Origin of the sequence: Vibrio sp. RE86, from assembly GCF_013114545.1 — a bacterium.
Classification (GTDB): domain Bacteria; phylum Pseudomonadota; class Gammaproteobacteria; order Enterobacterales; family Vibrionaceae; genus Vibrio.
The window spans coordinates 79,111-97,995 of sequence record NZ_VTXI01000002.1 but is presented as its reverse complement, the minus strand read 5'-3'; the positions used below and the strand labels follow the sequence as shown (position 1 = coordinate 97,995).

Genomic DNA, 18,885 nt, shown 5'->3' with positions numbered 1-18,885 from the left:
CACTCTTTCAAACAAGAGTGGCGTACTCATGTCTAGAGCCTTTGTCTAACTTGCCCTATATACGGCAGGACAGAATTACAACCCAATTCGAAACATCACCGAAAAGAGTGGAAACAAAAGCTAGCTCCAACGAACCTAGCTTTCTAGGTTCATTCTTCGCTCACTATTTTCGTCATAGAGATGGGCTTGGTTTTGATCAATCAAGACCATAGCTGAGAGCGGATTCACCGATAGAACCGCGCCTTTCCGATAAGGAATCGGCACATCCCACGGATTATTTTGGTACAAGCCTTCCTGATCAAATTGGATAAGAACGTCCATGCCTACCTCCAGAAACACGTTAAGCACCCTGTAATTTTAGTCCTTATTGATTATTTTGTTAGTTACTCATAAGAACGAAAAAGGATAAGGCGTAAAGTGTTTAGGCTCTATCTCGAGTTACCAAAAACTTGTTCGTCGTTATGTAACTGATTAGCATAAAAAACAGTACAAATCGAACTGCGCAGTTTATAGTATCTATCAACCAACAAACTATCGTTTGCGCTGAACCAGCCACAACATAGACACAAGGAAGAATTCGATGAACCCTAGTGACATCGGCAAAGCTTACGATCAGATTACCCATATTTGGCAGCGCGATGAGTTCAATATGAACAATGGCATCGACGCTCACAAACGGGCACTAAAATTTGTCAGCCATAAAGGGCAAGCGTTAGAAATAGGCTGTGGCTGTACATGCCGATTTATTGACTTGCTGTCAGAAGAAGGGTTTCAGGTATCAGGCTTAGATGTCTCTTCTGAAATGCTGAAGTTAGCGAAAGAAAAACGTCCTGATATCGATTTTATTCAAGCTGATATTTGTGAACACACGTTAGACAGTCAGTATGATTTCATCACTGCATGGGACAGCATCTGGCATATCCCACTTGCTAAACAACGACCTGTGATTACTAAGATCGTCGACAGTCTTAACTCTGGTGGTATTTTTATCTTTTCATTCGGAGGCACAGACTCGGAGGGCGACCACAAAGATGATTTCATGGGGCCAGAGGTCTACTATTCTTCCCTTGGAACTCAAGGTTTTTTGAGCCTATTCATCGAACTGGGATGCAAAATCAGACATTTGGAGTTTGACCAACATCCAGAACTTCATACTTATTTGATTGTTGAGAAAGCGTAGTTTGAGTTGGAAGTCTCACCGCTAGCAGTTGGTGTTTTCAATTCGCACAGTGCAGACGCAGCCATCAGCAGGACACGTTGCTCCTGCACGACCACCAAATGAGTCATAGATAACGTAGCAACCCGCAGGTAATACCTCGATGAGGTTCGACCCAAGATCTTGAGCTGAAAAGTCATGCTCGAAGCCAATCACGGTATGACGATTGCCGATCGCTGTCGTCAAGTCATCCGTTGTTCCTAAGGTAAGAAAGTCGAGCATGGTCAAGCCATCAGCCGACTCACCGATACTTTCTGGGCAAAGTGCGCCCCAGTCAACTTCAACTTCACCAATGCCAAAATCGATAATGTAATCATCCTGCGCTGAGCTGCCTGAGCCCGCTGTTGGGTTAGAATCACTTGGGGTTAAACCAGCGATAGCCGCTTTTGCATTTACCTGAGTGATCGCACTCTCCATCGCACCCGCGATACCTTCAAGTACAGCTTCACGCGCTGACTCTTGCAAATTAAGAAAACGCGGCGCAGCCACAACAGCGAGGATACCCAGAATAACAATAACAACCACTAACTCGATTAACGTAAAACCACTCTTTTTCATCACGCTTACTGCTACCTTTTACAACTCGATCCATGAAGTCAAAACGTTTCTAACATGTAACAAAGTATAAATCACAAACAATTTATAAATTTGTTTTATAGATCAAGTATAGGCCTGCAGTATAGATGACGGTCATTTAAACTTAATGAATAAAAGCCCAGCGGGATCCACTGGGCTTATTCTGGGGCAATTGCGTTTATTGTTAGAGCACCCAATCACCGCCTAATGCTTTATACACACCAACCGTCACCTGAGCAGTTTGCAATCTGGCCGCCAATTGTCTGTCCTCCATCATGCGGTTCTGACGCTGAGCATCCAACACCGAAAGATGATCGATTAGGCCAGCTTTATATAACGACTTCGCTTTACTGACGGCTTTTTCAGATGACGCTAAAGCATCATCAATATGGCGTTGGTTTTCTTGGCTTCGACCATAAGCGAAGAGCATCGAGTCGACCTCCGTAAATGCCGAGTCCACTGCATGCTGATAACCGAGCGCTGCGCTATCAAATCGCGCTTGGTTCAACTCCACTAAGGCGTCGCCTCTGCCACCATCGAATACGTTCCAACTAACACCAACTGACCCAGCCCAGCCAAAAGAATCACTGCTGAACAGATCATCGAAATCACTAGCTGATACGCCTGGTGCGCCTGTTAAGAAGAATTTTGGATAACGATTCGCGATGCTTGATGCGACTTCTTCGTTAATGGCCGCCATTTCACGCTCCGCTAAGCGAATATCAGGGCGACGCTTTAATAAGTCAGAAGGTAAGCCTACTGGAATCATCCCTTCCATCTGAGGCAAACCTTGCGACTGAGCAAGTCGAATATCTACCTGAGATAGCGGCTCACCGAGGAGCGTTGCGATCCGCTGCTTGTGGACTTGTTGAGCAATCTCTAGCTGAGGCAACAAAGATTGAGTTGCCGATAACATGGCTTTGGCTTGCGCTAAGTCGAGCTCCGAGCCATAACCGCTGCTGACCACTTTCTCGACCAATTGGAGAGTCTTTTTCTGGTCAACTAAGTTAGCTTGTACCAACGCAGTTCTCTCTTCAGCACCTCGATATTGCAGGTAATTGTGGACGAGATCTGCGGTAATCAAAGTGGTTAATCCGCTTTGATAAATCTCGGCTTGTTCGACACGAATAGCCGCAGCGTTGGCTTGACGGTCCAAGCGTCCGAACAAGTCCATCTCCCAAGCAATGGACGCGCCAACAAAACCACCGTCATGTTGATTGTCTAACACGGTGGCATTAGACAACTGAGGCGGCAGTGAGGCTACGCTCTCTCCTAGTGGGTTAAGGGCAGGGCCAAGTAAGGAGTCATTTTTGCTTAGTTGGTAGTTGTAGTATCCCGCGCCAACATTAATGGTTGGAACTTTAAATGATTCAACCACTGACTTATAGCTGTTGGCCATGTTGATACGTTTGGCCGCCATTTGCAGCGGAATGTTTTGGCGCTGAACATCCATGACCATGGTATCGAGCGTTTGGTCATTGAAATGCATCCACCAATAATCATTGTCGGCCAATTCTTGGCTGTCAGAGTAGAGGTAACTTTCCGCCATCGATACCGTTGGTTCGGTATAGTTAGGCCCTACTGCACATCCAGTTAACACCAAAGCAAGCGCAATCGATGATAGCTTTAACGCCTTATTAAGCTGTAGTTTACGTATAGTCATTTCCAGCTCCTAAGCTTGCTGTGGTTGGTTGATACGAACGTTATTATGCGGCTGCGGCTTCTCTTTGTAAGCCAGACGATATAACGCTGGCATTACAAACAGTGACAAAACGGTCGCGGCAGCCAAACCACCAATAATCGTCGCGGCCATTTGGTCGAACAGCAGATCGCTCAGCAGCGGAATCATCCCCAATGCCGTTGTAAGAGCGCCCATAGAAATAGCCATGGTACGGTTGATCGTCGCTTCTTTAATCGCGTCCGATAGCGCTCGGCCATTTGCTCGTTCTAGCTCGATTTGATCCATCAAGACAATGCCGTTTTTAATGATCATCCCCATCAAGGTAATAGCACCAATCAGAGCCATAAAACCGAATGGCTTATCAAACGCCAGCAGTGCAAACGTCGCCCCGGTGGCTGCCAGTGGAATGGTCGATAAGATGATCACAGGCTGCTTAAAGGCATTGAACATGGCGACTAAGATGATCACCATAATCAACATCGCCTTAGGCAGTTGTTTAAGAATGTCTGATACTGCCTTGTGCTCGTCGTAATACTCACCGCCCCACTCCATCGAGTAACCTGGTGGCAATTCAATCGCTTCAATTCGGTCTTTGATTGCATTACGCACTCGTGCCGGAGTGGTTTCGCGGCTCACTCCTGCCTGCGCCGTAATGGTTTTCACACGGTCACGTCGCCAAATCATGCTCTCTTCGGCCGCCAACTCGAATCCATCGACGACTTGACCAAGCGGCACAGAATGTACTCCCAACAACGACTTCACGGGCAATGTTTCTAGCGATGCCATGGTCTGCTCAGAGCCACGAAGTTGAATCGGGATGAGTTCATCATTGAGGTTCATTTGACCAAGAGGCATACCATCAGAGGCACGTTTCAGAGCAAACGCAATGTCTGCACGATTAATTCCCGCTCGGCGAGCCTTATCTTGATTGATGATCGGCTGAAGCGTTTTACTCTGCTGGCGCCAATCATCACGCACGTATTTTGCATCTGGGTGCGTCGACATAATGGCTTTCGCCTGTGCCGCTAATTGATGTAATACCACTTCGTCTGGTCCAGAGAATCTGGCTTCAACTGAATACTTATCGGTCGTCGCAAGTTTGAGCGATCTAAAGCGAGGCTCAGCATTCGGGAACTCTGCTTTTACCCACTCGTCACCTCGGGCAACCAAGCTTGAGATAGCGTGATAATTGGTTGTATTGATTAGGATTTGGCCGTAAGCAGGATCAAGCGGCTCGGGTTCAACTGTCACCGAGAAACGTGGCACACTCGCACCTACTGAGGATGAAATTGACACCACTTCAGGCTGCTCAAGTAACCACTCTTCCATCTTTTGCATGTCTGCTGAGGTTTGCTCAACTTTCGCTCCGTTCGGCAGCCAATAGTCAAAGAACACGATTGGTCGATCAGATTGAGGGATAAAGTTGATTGAGATGTACGGCACCGCAAACGCCGTCAGGACAATCAATGGAATCAAACCACTTAGAGCCTTAGCTGGATTATCTACCGTCCAGCTCACCCACTGCTTGTAGCGAACCATCTTATTGCTAGCATCCCCTTTGCTTGGTTTGATGAACAGCCAGCACATAAGCGTGGTAAAGGTCATGGCAACCAGCCAAGAGAGTAGCAATGAAGAGGCAATGATATAGAACACTGACCCCGCAAATTCAGCCGCGTCGGTTTTAGAAAACAGCACCGGACTCGCGCCCATAATGGCAATAATGGTTGCGCCAAGCAGCGGAATGGCCGTCTCTTTTACCGACTCAATCGCGGCTTCAGTACGTTCGATGCCTTTGTTGAGTTTAGCGATCATCATATCAGTGATCACAATGGCGTTATCCACCAGCATGCCTAGCGCCAAAATGAAGGTACCTAGAGAGACTCTGTGAAGGTCAATGCTCATCACATTCATGTAAATCAAGGTTAATAGAATGGTGAGCAGTAAGCTACCGCCAACAATGGTCGCACTCTTAAAGCCCATAAAGACAAGCAGTACAACAAAGACAATGCCGACACTTTCCGCGAGGTTTCCGACGAAATCATCAATCGATTTCTGCACTTCATCTGGCTGATAAGCAACAGTCGAGATCTCAACACCCAGAGGTAAGCTCGCTTGATATTCGTCGATGATTGTACGGATCGTATCGCCTAATGACACCACGTTAATACCTTGAACAGGACTCACCGCAAGAGTCACCGACTGTTCACCATTGTAGCGGTTTTCGGTCAACGCTGGCCTCTGATAGCCCATCGAGACATCTGCAATATCCCCTAGACGAATCAAGCCAGTACCGAGTTCGCTAACGCCACCTTTAATCACAAGGTTGCGCACATCATCGAGTGACTGAAATTCACTGCTTTGAGCAATACGAACACGCTCTCGGCCAGTATCAAATTTGCCCGCTTCAAAGGTCATGTTGCGACTGTTTAACTGGCTCCAAACCTGAGCGGTTGAAAGGCCATATTGCGCCAGCCTTTCGTCTGGCATGTCGATGTATACCACGCGAGGTTGAACGCCATGAAGCTCGACTTTTTTAATGCCTTTTACCGTTTTAATACGTCGTTGAAGATCTTCTGCATAACGGCGCAGCTCTTCAGGTTTAGCATCTTCGCCATGAACCGCGAAAAGCATGCCATACACTTCCGAGAATTCGTCTTGCACTAGGGTAAGCTGCGCGGTCGACGGCAATAACAGCTTCACGTCATCAACTTTGCGACGCAGTAAATCCCACTGCTGAGGAAGTCCTTCAGAATTGAGACTCTCTTTGAGATCGACAAACACCATCGACATGCCCGGACGAGAAAGCGAGCGCAAGCGATTGAGTTCGCCCATCTCTTGCAGTTTCGTTTCAATCGTATCAGTCACTTGAGCTTCCACTTCTTGTGCGGATGCACCCGGATACAAAGTCACAACAACGGCTGTTTTTACCGTAAAGCTTGGGTCTTCCAATTTACCCAAATCGAAGTAAGAGTAGATTCCAGCAATGACACTTAATGCGGTAAAGAACAGCAGAAAGGTTCGCTGACGAATAGCAAATTCAGCAAGTTTGATCATGAAAATTCCCTACTGAACTCGTACAACGATTTTATCGGCTCGATCGCCATCGGAAAGATAATGACTACCACTCACAACAACATAATCGCCGTTTTGCATCTCTCCTTTCACGCACGCTTGGTACGCATCCAGTGACTGCAACTCAACGGGGGTCGACACCACGGTATGCGCTCGAACAAGATTGACGTGCATATCTTGTTTTTCACCGATTAGGGCTGAATATGGCACACAGTAGGCATTTTGCATTGTGCTTAACTGCGTAGTCACCGACACTGCTTTTCCGGGGAACAGCATTTGAGCAGCCCCATCAATTCGGTAGGTCACCGTGTAGGTTTGCTTAATCAAATGTGGCAACGGAGCAATCTCGGTCACCTGTGCATTCAGAGCCGTTTTAGATTGATACCAAGAGACTGCGCCTGTTTGCCCGATAGCAAAATCTTCAATCAGGCTTTCTGGTACATCGACCTCCACTTCAAGCTGCATATTATCTTGCAACGTTGCCACTGAAATACCCGGTAGCACTTGCTCATGTGCATCGTAATCCACTCGTCCTATCACGCCATCAAATGGAGCGCGAAGCTCGGTGTATCTCAAAGTGTCTTTTGAGCGCTGAATGTTTTTATCCACCACCTTGATGGCCGATAAGCTGCGTTCATAACCACTGATTGCTCGATCTAAATTCACACTCGCGATGGCGTCATCTTGCGTAGCCTGTTTAATCCGCTTGAGTTCCGCTTTCGCCAGCTTGTGTGCTGATTCAGCTTCCAGCTTTTTGGCTTGAAGCTCTTCGAGCGCCACTTGATAATCATGAGGATCCAACTGCGCGATAAGCTGGCCTTTCTCTACACTCTGACCTTTTTTCACGTGAATGTGTGTAATCGTTCCCGGAACACGGAAAGCCAAACCCGCCGTTTCTTGAGAATGTACAACGCCACTAAAATGCTTTGCACTTAACGATTGAGAATCAGCCAACTCAACGACTTGAAGCGTTTTTTGGCTCACCTGAGGTTGCTCAATAATTTGAGCCTGATTGCAGCCAGTTAACCCAATGGCTAACCCGACTATGATAGAGAGTGAAGAGAATCTGTTCATATAATAGCTCCATATTGTTGGCGCTATTCTATAATTGAACACCGTTCAAATAATCCGCTGTTCACAAGACTGACTGTCACGAATATTGTGACAATAGGTTCCACTTAGCTGAGTTTTGGAATCTCTTGTAATAAGAATTCGATCAATAAACGACTCACGTGACTGAGTGTTTTAGGTTGCGGGTAGAGCAAGTAACCATGCTCCGACTTGGTTTGAGACTCGGGTAAGATATGAACGAGCTCTCCACTGGCCAGTTGGTTCTGCACCAAAATTTTAGGTAAGAAGCAGATCCCTCTTGCCGCAATAGACGCATCTTTTAAAAACGCGACACTGTTGGCGATGAGCTTCGAATCCACCTTAATGGTTTGTTGTGAGAAGTGCCAAAACTGGTCTACCTCTCCGGTTGGCCAGCGGAAACACAAAGCCTGATGCTGTGTGAGTTGCTCAACACACGTTGGAGTGCCATATTGGTTTAAATAATCTGGAGAGGCTACCAAGCAACGATCGAGCAACAGGACTTTTCGTGCAACCAAATCTGAATCCATCAATTCGCCGCCATGAAATGCAATATCCAGCCCTTGCTGGTACATGTCGATAAAGCCATTTTGAATAACTCGTACATCCAGTTCGACTTCTGGATAGCGATCAAGAAATTCAAACAGTATTGGCTGCAGCAAATCATGGGTTTCAGGCAAGATACCGAGCTTCACCTTTCCTTTCACAACGCCACTATCACGCTTAATGGCTTGGCCTGCATTGTCGAACATTTCGAGCGCTTTGATTAGCTCCTCGTAGTAGATCGCCCCCTGATTGGTCAGTGAAAGGCTGCGAGTGGTGCGGTGGAACAAAGAGGTATTGAGAGTCGACTCAAGCTCATTGATTCTGCGGCTCACGTTCGCACGAGGCAAATCAAGGGCATTCGCCGCAGCAGTGAAGCTCCCAAGCTCCACCACTTTTACAAACAACTTTAAGTCTTCAATCTTCACATCTACTCTCCTTTGTACCCGCTTACTTTACGTAATGAGCGCCACCGCCACTTTAGCCAATATCAAATTATATCGACTCCGGCTCAGGTTTCTTCTCAACTGCGACGACAAGAGTGTACACCATGACAGAGATACTCTAGTATTCGCCGTGTCGAAGCGTTACCCAACAAGGAAATGACATGTTTGAACTGATTAAATTTACTCTTATCAGCAATTTGATAGCGGCTGCAATTGTGATTGGTTTGGAAGTGTCGACGGGGTTCTTCGGGCTTAACTTCTTATCAGATTATGCGTTTTTTATGGTGATGCTTCTGTGGGGTACCGCCGCACTGTTTTTCATGTATCCCCCGCTTGGAGGGTTCAGCGCTTCTGCTGACAAAGAGGATCGCGTTGCTGACTCCATGGTAGACAGAACCGTGGCCGATGAAGTCGATGACAAGCGTTTTTCTGAGAATAGTCTCTTTTGCATCAAACTGATGGTTGCTGGTGTTCCTGCCTTTTTGGCCTGCCTCATTCTAAGTCTCTAGGTTTAATTATCTTAAGCTCAAAAGATAAAATTACAGCTTTTTCACTCCGCTAATCGCGGAACTAGGTAAGGTTATCATTGATGGTTTTCTTACCACATTGTTCACAAATGCTATGACGCTGGAAGTCATCCATGCTGGCTTCAAACGCACCCACTGCTGAGCTTTTAATTAACCCACCCAAAAAGTCGGAGAAACTGTTCTGCTTCGGTTCATCACGAACCAAGACAACAATGTGTGTTGTTTTCGCATCACATTGAGTGCAGTGCTGGGTTTCTTTAGTTGTCAGCATTTGGTGTCCTTCATTTAGAGTTAGGTAAAGCAAATAGGAAGATAACCCTAACTCAATGGTTAACTAAATACCGAGAGGGAAAACGATTTTATGATATCAGCATCATAAACATCATTTTCTGTAATCATCTTTCCGCCAGTTGTTTCGATTTATTGAAAACGTGCCGTGACTTCTTCAGTCCAATACATAACCTCCCCCATACAGTTTTGCTCTCGTTAATTGTTATGATATAACATCACATTAAACTTATACATCTAACCTTAAGACACCTATTATTTGGGAGGTTACTCGTGACTGCTTTAGCCGAATCTTTTGACATCGATATAATCGATAAAACACATGCCAGCATAGGCCAAGAGGCAACGGCCCTCAGTGATATCTACCAACCTGATACCAATATCGCCGTCTGGCAACGAGACTTTGAACCAGACACCGTCGATGCGATTTCGCAGTTCATCGCTGAAAACCCAGAGCTAAGCAAATCAGTCACCCTCTCTCCAGAAAACGCTTTCGAATCTCTAGACTACACATTTGACGGCAAAGCCCCTGTTTCTCTGCTTATCGACATCGCTCAACTCGTCGATATGTTTTGCTGTCTATTTGATCTAGACAGCGCAGGGGTCAGGCTCGCAACCCTCAACGGTGCGATGTGTCCTCGTTTTCATGTTGATCATGTGCCTTGCCGATTGGTCACTACCTACCAAGGCATCGCAACACAATGGCTTCCAAACACAGCACTAGACCGTTCAAAACTTGGCAAAGGTAGTAATGGCCTACCGGATTCATCATCCGGTTTGTATCAACAAGATTCAGATATCAAGCAGCTATCAAGCGGAGATGTCGCACTGTTAAAAGGCACCCGCTGGGAAGGGAATGAAGAGACAGGTTTAGTGCATCGCTCACCTAACAATGTCGCCAATGAGCCTCGATTACTGCTGACGATGGATTTTGGATAGTGATCTCTATGCCTACCAACGAATAACTCAGTGAAAAGCGACCTACTTACTCGGTCGCTTTTTTTAATGGTACCCACCAATTTTGATAATATAGAATTATCAAATGAATAATTATCAATAATTTAACCTAATCAAAAAAGCTACCTATACTTATCTCCATCGAAACGAAATACGACACACATTAACTAGACAGTTTCTGGAGCAGAATATGAAAATGAATCACGTTGGTATCATGGTTGGCGATATGGACAAAGCGGTAGAGTTCTACACGAAAGCGCTAGGCCTACGCATTGTTATGAACAACACAAAGGTAATGGAAGAGCGTGAAACAGCCATCGGCCGTATGTGTATTGCGGTGTTTGGTGAAGGCTTTAAAGGCTTCAACATTGCTCACCTAGTAACAACAGATGGCATCGGTGTTGAACTGTTTGAGATGAAAGACCGTCAAGAGCGTCATGAAGTTGATTTCTCTCGCCTAGGCATCTTCCACTTCTGTCTACAGTTGCCAAAAGAGCAATTTGATTCAGCAATCAAGCGTGTTGAAGAGTATGGCGGTAAAGTACGTATGGACATTCACCGTTACCACCCAGAAGATGAACTAAAACAAGCACAAATGGTTTACCTAGAAGACCCGTTTGGCAACCTATTTGAGTTCTACTCGCACTCTTACGAAGACACTTACGCGACTGACTACGAGTAATATCAGGCGGTAGAGTCAACTAAAAAAGGATTGGTATCACTACCAATCCTTTTTTGAATTTAATGCTTTTAGGCAAAGCCCTATTGAGTTGAGATGATTCGCTAAACAGAAAAGACCGGCGACATACCCGCATCTTGGCCATTCATTAACAGCATACCGATGATCACCAGTAATACTCCACCAAACAGTTGTAAATAGTGGCCTGCTACTTTCAAAGAGCCGTTCTCGTCTTTATTTCCTACGGCTAAATAGCGCTTCACTAAGTGTTTTCCTGTCAACGTCATTATGGCAATCAATGACGTGGTCAAAGCGGTACCCACCGCCATCGCTAATGCACTCAAGACGCCCATCCAGTAGAGACCCACAACATTCGAAAACAACAACACCATAATCGCACCGGTGCAAGGCCTTATACCGATAGTAACAATGATGCCTGCATATTCGCGTAGTGTTGATGCGTTATTGATCGACTCCGCATCGGCGACATGTTGATGCCCGCAACCACATTCAGAACCCGCTTTATGATTTGTGCGGACTGTATGAATCGCCGTTGCCATAGGCGTATGAGCATTGAGTGATAACATTGGTTTTGAAGACAAGGGTTGTGAAGACAGTGCTTGCGAAGACAGTGGTTGAATCGCTTTGACCCGAAGTTGCGGCTGACGCATAGCGCGATAGATATTCTTCAGCGCTTTCCAGCAAATCAAAACACCGACAACAGCGACGAGCGCAAAGCTCAATGCAACAAACATGTTCGCTTTGTCATTGACGACTCGCATAGAAGCATTAAAGCCCCATATCAATACAGATACCAACAGAACGGCCACTAAAGCTTGCAGCAAAGCTGAAACGATCGTGAGGGCCAAACTTGCTTTAGCTTTTGTCGGATGAGTGGCGAGATAGGTAGAAACGATCACTTTGCCATGACCCGGCCCAAGCGAATGCAGCATACCGTAGATAAAACTAAACCCGATTAGGTAACTGCCAGCGACCCAAGGGGCGGTTTTTGCTTCATAGAGCAAGTCAGCTAATTGAGCATTCACTTCTCGCTGCCATTGAATACTGGAAATCACTAGCGATGGCCACATCAACCACAGCTGGTAAAAACCTAGGCCTAACATGGCTAAAACCGCGAGACCAACCAGACAGTGGCGCGCTTTAAATGGATTACTTTTCATTTATTTAGCCCCCTATCATTGCGCTGGAAACGCGGCACAATGGATATTAATCGATTGGGTAAAAAGCTGACCCAATGTGTTATCAGGGTCAGCATCGACAGGTAATGACATCGCATAACTCATCTGTTCTGGCGTTGGGTTAGGCTCTACTAGCTCTAATGCACACTGCCTTGCTAACTCAGGCGATAACTCAACATCTCCTTTCGAGTTCCAGCTCATATCAACAAAATAGCTCGGATCAAACACCAGTAGCCGCAAAGAGTCTCGCGTTACCGTTTTTGGTTTAGATAGTGGTAGGTCAAATGTCAGGACAAGTTTCGCTTTATCACGCTCAAGCTTGGCATGTTGCGCCATTTTATACTTGATTGGCTCTTCACCATCATAGAAGTAGGTGAAATAGTGCTCATACATCATGTTATCAATCACGGATGCCGCAACCTTTTCGAACGTCTGTTGCTCATTTTCAGGTGACGTGTCTTCACCATCGAGCATATACATCGACGTCATGGCATCAAATGACCATTCCATCTTCAAGCCAGTAATCACGCCCTGCTCACCTTCAATGTAAGTCTTCATCTCAATCCACGAGTGAGGATGAGCATAAAGATTGGTAGAGAATAAGGCAGTGAATAACCCAACTGAGAAAATTTTTCTAAGAGTAGCAATGACTTGCTTAGAGAAGAGGCGGTTGGATAAACCAACAAAAGAAAATCGCTGTGTCATGGTGAAAAATAGTGGCTCGAAACAGTGTTATAACATAACAAAAACTAGCCTTAATTCACATCGAAATAGACCATTCCTACAAAGTGCTGACATTCCCTTTCAGACGAGTTGAGTAAAGCCCCAAAGCATTTCACTTTGAGGCTTCCTCTGATACTGACTTTGATACCTAACGAGATTAGCTGAAACCAGCCGACCTCGTCACTCCAGACTCCGACACAAAATCATCATCATGGCTGATCAGAATAAATCCACCTCGGTACTCGTTAAGCGCTTGAGCAAGCAAGCTTTTCGAATCCAGATCCAAATGGTTGTCCGGCTCGTCGAGGAGCAATAAAGGCTGATTAGGCTGATGACTGACGATCAACATGGCCAATTTCATTTTTTCTCCACCACTGAGTACTTCCCCCAATGGAAAAACATCGTCGCGACGAAAGCCGATACCGGCCAGTAATGTTCTAGCATCACTCTCTTTCACGTCGCTGCAGTTTTGCATCAGGTTTTCCAGCAGAGACAGCTCAGAGTTGATGACTCCAAAATGCTGATCAAGATAATACAAAGGAGTATTTACCAAGACCTCTCCTTGCCGGAACGACAGTTCGCCCAGAAGCGCCTTTAACAACGTCGATTTCCCACTGCCATTTTTCCCTACCAAGTGAATTTTTTCGTTCGCATACACTTGCAGATCTATCGGCACCTGATGACCAAATGGTAAAACTGCATCAATAAGCGTGATCACTTTTCTAGAACGAGTTTGCCCTTCAGCAAGGTATATCTTCTGAGTTTGTAACTGCTCTTTTCGCGCATGTAATGCTTGCTGTTTGTCTTGCAAATGACCTCGTCTAAGCTGCTCATTTTTATGCCTATTTGAGCTTCGCAACTCAGCTTTGTTCTTTTTGCCGTCCAATAAGATTTTTGGCTGACTGCCATCTTTGCGTAATTTGTTACCTTTGGCCGCCCTTTGCTCAGCTTTCTCTCTGTTATGCTGTGCCTGAAGTTCCAGTTGCTTCTTCTGTTTCTCCACGCTCGTTAATTGACGTTCAACCGCTTGCAGCTCGGTACTTTTATGTTTGGCATAGTCATCATAATTGCCTCCAAACACTTGTAAGCCAAGGGTGGAAAGCTCCCAGATCTCCTCCATTTCTCTGAGCAAAGTGCGATCATGACTGATCAACAATATTGCTCCCTCATAAGATCGCATAGAGTCAATTAGCCATTGCCGAGCTTGGTTATCGAGATGGTTGGACGGTTCATCCAAAATAAGTAGCTCAACATCACTTTCAAACAATCGCCACAACTGTAATACCGCCAACTGCCCACCACTCAAATCCAAGCAAGAAAACTCAGGCTCAGGGGGCAGTCCTAGTTTAGCCAACTGATCCGCCAATTTAGTGGGGAGATCCCACTGCTCTGCGATGATATTGAACCAATGCTCTGCGCAATCACCCTGTTCTACTTGCTTGATCGCATCAAGCACTTCCGACTTACCCAAAAATTGCGCGACAGTGCATGGTTGAGAAAATGAATGTGAAGCTTGTTGACGATACATGGAAAATGACCGAGGTAATGTCACCGCCCCGCTTGATGGAGAAACCTCTCCGCTCAATATGGACGCGAGAACCGATTTTCCTGCGCCATTGCGCCCGACCAAACCGACCCTTTGCTTAGTCATAGAGCACGATAGTTGAGTAAATAATGTGTCACCGTTTTCGAATTGATGACTGATATTGTGTGTCTGTAAGACTGGCATAATTTGCCTCCTGTATGACAGGGACAACAGCCGCAGCTAAATGCAATTTTGAGATGAGATCGATGCCAAGACTGATCACGATATGAGTGAATACATCGGTAAGATTTTGTCTGACAAAGAAATATCGGAAAGTGAGCTACGCCTACTAACCCTGTAAATCCAAAAATAAAATGAGATATGGATGACAGGTTTAGTTATTCATATTGGCGTAATCTCCTAGAGAAGTGATGGTCAGAGATTAACCTATTTAAAGAAGGAGCGTCAAGATTAGAACGCTCCACCATCTTCAACCTATGACATTAACCATTCGCCTTAGCTAAGATAAACATGTGATAACCAAATTCATAGGCAAATTGCGTACATACATTGACCTCATGCTTGATGTCCTTAAATGCCGCTGAATCCGCCATTTCAGGCTCAAGTTCCGTCACTCGTTCTCCTAATGGACCGTAGTAGTTCAGCCACGCCTCTTTGCTCATTGGGAAATGATCTACCACTTGGTATCCGGCCTTTTCCATTTGCTTGATACGCGTTTCAACCAATTGAATGTCTGGGTACTCTTGGTTCCAAAACTGCGTCGATTCAGTGCTCGGCGCTTCGGTGCGCCAAACCATGTCACTGATCATTAGATGACCACTGTCTTTCAATAGCCCTTTCCACGCCGAGAGTGCTTTTTCAACGCCCATGATATAAGCACTTCCTTCAGCCCAGATAAGGTCGAAAGTCTTTTGTTCAAACGGCATTTCCGTCATGCTTGAGCACACCGTTTCCAGTCTGCCTGACATATTTTGCTGTTCAAAACGCTGAGTAAGGCGATCAAGTGCTGACTGCTCATTATCAACCGCAGTAATCACGGCTTGGCTATTCTCCGCCAAGACTTGGGTCGCTAACCCTTTGCCACATCCCACCTCTAAAATTGAATTTAAAGTGTTTGGAACAAGATTCAATGCTTTTTGTGTTTCACCTTCGCTGCCTGGCCCCCAGCGTTCTAACGTCTCGAAAACGCGCATAAAGTCAGCCATATATAATTCGTGTTCGTTCATGTCTTTTGATAACCATTTCAATCGCAACGCCTCTTTTTCACTAAAGCCTTGCTTCATTAACCAATCCAGGTGAGCGTCAGGGGCGAGCTTATCTAACCCCTCATGCCACGCTTTGAGATCACCCTCACCTAACATAGCAGCAAGCAGCGTACGGGATTGCTGCTTACGTTCGATCTCTTCATCCAATGCGACAAGTCTGTTCTGTAGTAGCTGCCGGTCTATTTTTGCTTCAAGACAGATTTTGCACTCTTGCAGCGTTAAACCGCCCGCCTGCAACTGTTGGATCAGGCGAACACGTTGTACATCTTTATCACTGTAGACTCGGTAGCCGTTCTCTAATCGACGACCGGTAATCAGCTTTTGTTTTTCGTAGTAAAGCAGCGCCGTGCGTGATAGCCCGACTTTCGTTGCTAGCTCCGATATTTGGTACATAGTGTTACGCCTATAAATTCGATCATGGTTGAGTACTTTAAACTATGAAGCTGTAGACAAGTCAACCAAAGAAAGCCGAGTGGTAAGTCACTGCGCCCGATGGAACAGTGCCGTCTAGAGGCAACGCCAAGAAATACTCCGCAGGTACTCCCGTAAAGGTCAGCTTAGGTTCTGCAACAAAACCAAATCGTCCGTAGTACTCAGGCTCTCCAAGCAAAACGACGCCTTCATACCCTAGATTGGTAAGTTGAGCGAGTGATTCACGTATTAATGCTCCGCCAATCCCTTTTCCTGATGGTTTGGAGAAACAGATACAGGGCCAAGTCCAAGCCACTTGCTCTCACTACCGTTAATCAAGATAGGAGAAAATGCGATATGACCTAAGATCTCTGATCCTTGTTCATATACTAAAGAAAGCGTCAGCGCGTCAGCTTCACGCAGTCGATTTACGATCAAATGTTCAGTCGGTTTAGCACCTGGTTCATGGTGTGGGTGATTCACGAACGCATGATAAGTGATGGTTTCAATCTGTTGTGAATCTAATTTCGTTTCATGTCGGATAGTCATGATAGGTTTACTCGTATTAGTTATGCGGCTCCACAATCAATGCCGCTGTCGATGAGTAAACTATAAAGTGTAAAGCTGTAGACAGGTCAACAGCCAATTCTCAATTTCTTCTCCGATAGCAAGAAAAGAAAAACTAATCCTCACGACAAAATACTCGATTAGTCCAATCGCACAATTGCTGTTTTAATCCGCGCCGAGAGATTTTCAGAATCTATTATTTAACTTCAAGGTGTTTCCATGTTTGCAATTGATGATGTAGTTGTAGCAACTAAAGGCATTGATTTAGGTCAGATGGTAGTTGTTGGTTTAAGCAGCGGCGGTTACTACGTTCGCGTTTCTGTTGACGGAATGTCACTGACTTACCCAGCAGCAGACCTGAAGAAAGCTTAATCGCTAGAACAGTCAAAAAAGCCCCGACAACTTAACGGTTGTCGGGGCTTTTCAATTTAGTGGTTTAGCTATGGAAACTATTTAGAGCGAGACAGTTTAGTTTGCTCTTGAGAGTTATCCATTTCAGTAAACAAGCCCTTCACTAAGCTCACACAACCAATCAGAAGAATAATGGTAAACGGCATCGCAGCAATGATCGTAATCGACTGCAGAGCCTGAATTGACTGAGTGCCACCAATCCACAGCATGACAATCGCAATCAGACCAGAGATGATTGCCCAAACGATTTTCTGCTTCATTGGTACTTCCAACTTACCACCCGCGGTCATGCTATCGATAACGATAGAGCCAGAGTCCAGCGTTGTAACGAAGAAAACAATGATAAGTACAACCGCAACCACAGACAGAATGTCGCCAATCGCGTACGCTTCTAGCATGTAGAACAAGCTTAGCGACACATCACTTAGGGCTTGTTGTGCGCCCAGCAGACCCACTTTATCGATCATCTGTTGAATCGCGATACCACCGAATGCTGACATCCATACCGTTGTTACGATAGTCGGAATGATCAACACGTAAGTTAAGAACTCACGAACCGTACGACCTTTTGAAATACGCGCAACAAACATACCAAAGAATGGCGCGTATGCGACCCACCAAGCCCAGTAGAATACCGTCCAACCATGCAAGAACGTGGTATCTTCACGGCCCGATGTTTGGCTCAGAGGAATGATGTTCTTCACATAGCCCACCACTGACGTTGCGACGGAATCAAGCACCGTGGTGAAGTTCAAAATCGCCATCAAACCTAGGAAGACAAATGCGATAACCATGTTTAGGTTACTCAGCAGTTTGACACCACCATCCATACCACGCAGTACAGAGATGATCGCAAGACCCATAATAAGAACGATGATAGATTGCTGAAGCAGCAAGGTGTTCTCTAGGCCAAATACGTGGCTAATACCACTCGCTGCCTGTGTGCCACCTAAGCCAAGCGATGTCGCTAGACCAAATAGCGTCACAAGCACAGTCATGACATCAATGAAGTCGCCAACTTTACCCCATACGCGATCGCCAAGCAGCGGATAGAAGACTGAGCGCATGGAAAGAGGCAAGCCTTTGTTGTAAACAAAGTACGCTAGACAAAGTGCAGTCACACCATAAATTGCCCAAGCGTGGAAACCCCAGTGGAACGTCGCCGCACCAAGCGCTAACTCGCGCCCTTCCATCGTATGCGACTCAACGTTTAGTGGTGTGCCATACCAACCTGTGTAGAAGGCTGTCGGTTCTGCCACACCCCAGAAAATAAGACCAATACCCATACCCGCTGCGAACAGCATAGTGATCCAAGAGATGGTTGAGTAGTCCGTTGTTGCCCCTTCGCCGCCAAGACGAACTTTACCAAACGGAGAGAAAGCGATGGCAACCGCAAACAATAAGAAGATGTTCGCGCCCCACATAAATAGGAAGTCAAAGTAAGATAACACTGCCCCTTTCACCGAATCGATCGCCGCTTTGGCATCTGCCGGTGATAACAATAATAGGGTAACAATGAAAAGAAGAGATAGGCCTACCGAGGCAGTGAAAACGGTGTTGTGGACATCCATACCCCACTTGTTCACGTTATCTTGGCCGACTTGGTAGTCTGTAGATTCAATACTGTATTTTTTAGATTTAAAGCTCATATATCATGAGGTTTACATACCCGACTCAACGGATATAAAG

The 18,885-nt window shown here is 45.8% G+C and carries 19 protein-coding genes; 5 read left to right on the top strand and 14 right to left on the bottom strand.

Annotated features, from left to right (window positions below; genetic code table 11):
• Positions 1–135 precede the first annotated feature (135 nt).
• Positions 136–321 carry a hypothetical protein gene (locus F0231_RS02685; RefSeq protein WP_171758410.1) on the bottom strand — a complete coding sequence of 62 codons (186 nt, stop codon included), beginning with the start codon at positions 319–321 and terminating at the stop codon, positions 136–138.
• A gap of 259 nt (positions 322–580) precedes the next feature.
• Here F0231_RS02685 and F0231_RS02680 point away from each other — a divergent pair, with 259 nt between their 5' ends.
• Complete coding sequence (locus F0231_RS02680) at positions 581–1,180, top strand: trans-aconitate 2-methyltransferase (RefSeq protein ID WP_171758170.1); 600 nt, start codon at positions 581–583, stop codon at positions 1,178–1,180.
• Positions 1,181–1,201: 21 nt separating this feature from the next.
• On the opposite strand, the gene F0231_RS02675 is transcribed toward F0231_RS02680, so the two are convergent.
• The 5 genes from F0231_RS02675 to F0231_RS02655 all read right to left on the bottom strand — a co-directional run bounded on the left by F0231_RS02675 (position 1,202) and on the right by F0231_RS02655 (position 8,605).
• Positions 1,202–1,774 carry a type II secretion system protein gene (locus F0231_RS02675; RefSeq protein WP_216611957.1) on the bottom strand — a complete coding sequence of 191 codons (573 nt, stop codon included), beginning with the start codon at positions 1,772–1,774 and terminating at the stop codon, positions 1,202–1,204.
• A gap of 202 nt (positions 1,775–1,976) precedes the next feature.
• Positions 1,977–3,455, bottom strand: a complete 1,479-nt coding sequence (locus F0231_RS02670; protein WP_171758168.1) for an efflux transporter outer membrane subunit — start codon at positions 3,453–3,455, stop codon at positions 1,977–1,979.
• A gap of 9 nt (positions 3,456–3,464) precedes the next feature.
• Positions 3,465–6,527: an efflux RND transporter permease subunit gene (locus F0231_RS02665; RefSeq protein ID WP_171758167.1), complete on the bottom strand. Its 3,063-nt coding sequence runs from the start codon at positions 6,525–6,527 to the stop codon at positions 3,465–3,467.
• A gap of 9 nt (positions 6,528–6,536) precedes the next feature.
• Positions 6,537–7,619 carry an efflux RND transporter periplasmic adaptor subunit gene (locus tag F0231_RS02660; protein WP_171758166.1) on the bottom strand — a complete coding sequence of 361 codons (1,083 nt, stop codon included), beginning with the start codon at positions 7,617–7,619 and terminating at the stop codon, positions 6,537–6,539.
• Positions 7,620–7,723: 104 nt separating this feature from the next.
• Positions 7,724–8,605, bottom strand: a complete 882-nt coding sequence (locus F0231_RS02655; RefSeq protein ID WP_171758165.1) for a LysR substrate-binding domain-containing protein — start codon at positions 8,603–8,605, stop codon at positions 7,724–7,726.
• 179 nt (positions 8,606–8,784) lie between these two features.
• On the opposite strand from F0231_RS02655, the gene F0231_RS02650 reads away from it, so the two are divergent.
• A complete protein-coding gene (locus F0231_RS02650) occupies positions 8,785–9,132 on the top strand; it encodes a hypothetical protein (protein ID WP_171758164.1) in 348 nt (115 codons plus the stop codon).
• A gap of 61 nt (positions 9,133–9,193) precedes the next feature.
• Here F0231_RS02650 and F0231_RS02645 read toward each other — a convergent pair whose 3' ends face one another.
• The gene (locus tag F0231_RS02645) at positions 9,194–9,421 is read right to left on the bottom strand and encodes a hypothetical protein (RefSeq protein WP_171758163.1); all 228 of its coding nucleotides are present in this window, start codon (positions 9,419–9,421) and stop codon (positions 9,194–9,196) included.
• Between the two features lie 317 nt (positions 9,422–9,738).
• On the opposite strand from F0231_RS02645, the gene F0231_RS02640 reads away from it, so the two are divergent.
• Positions 9,739–10,377 carry a DUF1826 domain-containing protein gene (locus tag F0231_RS02640; RefSeq protein WP_367613457.1) on the top strand — a complete coding sequence of 213 codons (639 nt, stop codon included), beginning with the start codon at positions 9,739–9,741 and terminating at the stop codon, positions 10,375–10,377.
• A gap of 208 nt (positions 10,378–10,585) precedes the next feature.
• On the top strand, positions 10,586–11,077 hold the full coding sequence (locus F0231_RS02635; RefSeq protein ID WP_171758161.1) for a VOC family protein: 492 nt from the start codon (positions 10,586–10,588) through the stop codon (positions 11,075–11,077).
• A 101-nt stretch (positions 11,078–11,178) separates the two neighbouring features.
• On the opposite strand, the gene F0231_RS02630 is transcribed toward F0231_RS02635, so the two are convergent.
• From F0231_RS02630 to F0231_RS21205, 6 genes are all read right to left on the bottom strand, one after another.
• Positions 11,179–12,255, bottom strand: coding sequence for a nickel/cobalt transporter (locus tag F0231_RS02630; protein WP_171758160.1), 1,077 nt, complete (start codon positions 12,253–12,255; stop codon positions 11,179–11,181).
• A 15-nt stretch (positions 12,256–12,270) separates the two neighbouring features.
• On the bottom strand, positions 12,271–12,903 hold the full coding sequence (locus F0231_RS02625) for a DUF1007 family protein (protein ID WP_367613456.1): 633 nt from the start codon (positions 12,901–12,903) through the stop codon (positions 12,271–12,273).
• 250 nt (positions 12,904–13,153) lie between these two features.
• Positions 13,154–14,725: an ABC-F family ATP-binding cassette domain-containing protein gene (locus F0231_RS02620; RefSeq protein WP_171758158.1), complete on the bottom strand. Its 1,572-nt coding sequence runs from the start codon at positions 14,723–14,725 to the stop codon at positions 13,154–13,156.
• Between the two features lie 299 nt (positions 14,726–15,024).
• Complete coding sequence (locus F0231_RS02615) at positions 15,025–16,200, bottom strand: MerR family transcriptional regulator (RefSeq protein WP_171758157.1); 1,176 nt, start codon at positions 16,198–16,200, stop codon at positions 15,025–15,027.
• 61 nt (positions 16,201–16,261) lie between these two features.
• On the bottom strand, positions 16,262–16,417 hold the full coding sequence (locus tag F0231_RS21210) for a hypothetical protein (RefSeq protein WP_367613454.1): 156 nt from the start codon (positions 16,415–16,417) through the stop codon (positions 16,262–16,264).
• A 50-nt stretch (positions 16,418–16,467) separates the two neighbouring features.
• Positions 16,468–16,767 (bottom strand): GNAT family N-acetyltransferase, encoded by a 300-nt coding sequence (locus tag F0231_RS21205; RefSeq protein ID WP_367613453.1) that lies wholly within the window; start codon positions 16,765–16,767, stop codon positions 16,468–16,470.
• A gap of 237 nt (positions 16,768–17,004) precedes the next feature.
• Between F0231_RS21205 and F0231_RS02605 the strand changes: the two genes are divergently transcribed.
• Entirely contained in the window at positions 17,005–17,157 is a 153-nt protein-coding gene (locus F0231_RS02605) for a hypothetical protein (RefSeq protein WP_171758156.1), read from the top strand.
• A gap of 77 nt (positions 17,158–17,234) precedes the next feature.
• Here the strand turns inward: F0231_RS02605 and F0231_RS02600 are convergent, their stop codons facing one another.
• The gene (locus F0231_RS02600; RefSeq protein ID WP_171758155.1) at positions 17,235–18,845 is read right to left on the bottom strand and encodes a BCCT family transporter; all 1,611 of its coding nucleotides are present in this window, start codon (positions 18,843–18,845) and stop codon (positions 17,235–17,237) included.
• Between the last annotated feature and the right edge of the window lie 40 nt (positions 18,846–18,885).